Raw genomic sequence first — 768 nt, forward strand, 5'->3', positions numbered from 1 at the left:
GATGACTGCAGTTATCTTTGCTCAGCTTGTGCTTCTAGTTTTGAGAAGATTGGTGAGAATTATTGCCCAAACTGTATGAAAAAAGGCATGTCAACTAAGTGTCAAGATTGTAAACTTTGGTGTAAAGAAGGAATTCAGGTTGATCATAAGGCAATCTTTACCTATAATCAAGCTATGAAAGACTTTTTCAGTCGATATAAGTTTGATGGCGATTTTTTGCTTAGAAAAGTTTTTGCTTCTGTTCTTGCTGAGGAGTTGAAAAAGTATAGAGGTTATCAATTTGTTTTGATTCCCCTAAGTCCTGAAAGATTGCTTGAGAGGGGATTTAACCAGGTTGAAGGTTTGGTTGAGGCAGCAGGCTTTTCTTTTAAAGATATATTAGGAAAAAGAGAAGAGAGCGCTAGTTCTTCTAAAAGCCGTTTGGAAAGGTTAGCTACTGAAATTCCATTTTTTATTAAAGATGGAATCTCACTTCCTAAGAAGATTTTGCTGATTGATGACATCTATACAACAGGGGCAACTGTGAATCGTGTGAAACGACTTTTGGAAGAAGCAGGTGCTTTGGAAGTTAAAACTTTTTCCCTTGTAAGATGAGGAAAAAATTTGCAAAATGAAAATGAAAGCGTTATAATATAGTTAGAAAAACAAAAATGTTTAGAAAGAAGGTACTTATATGATTAAATATAGTATCCGTGGTGAAAACCTAGAAGTAACAGAAGCAATTCGTGATTATGTAGTTTCTAAACTCGAAAAGATCGAAAAGTATTT

At 34.2% G+C, this 768-nt stretch carries 2 protein-coding genes; both read left to right on the forward strand.

The features are described from left to right. Positions 1 to 594 (forward strand): ComF family protein (locus tag GMD6S_RS09755; RefSeq protein WP_008294930.1); only part of this gene is annotated, 594 nt, incomplete at its 5' end. A 79-nt stretch (positions 595 to 673) separates the two neighbouring features. Continuing rightward, positions 674 to 768, forward strand: a 95-nt coding sequence (locus tag GMD6S_RS12410; protein ID WP_008294931.1) for an HPF/RaiA family ribosome-associated protein, incomplete at its 3' end; no start/stop codon positions are given.

The organism is Streptococcus sp. GMD6S (genome assembly GCF_000297015.1).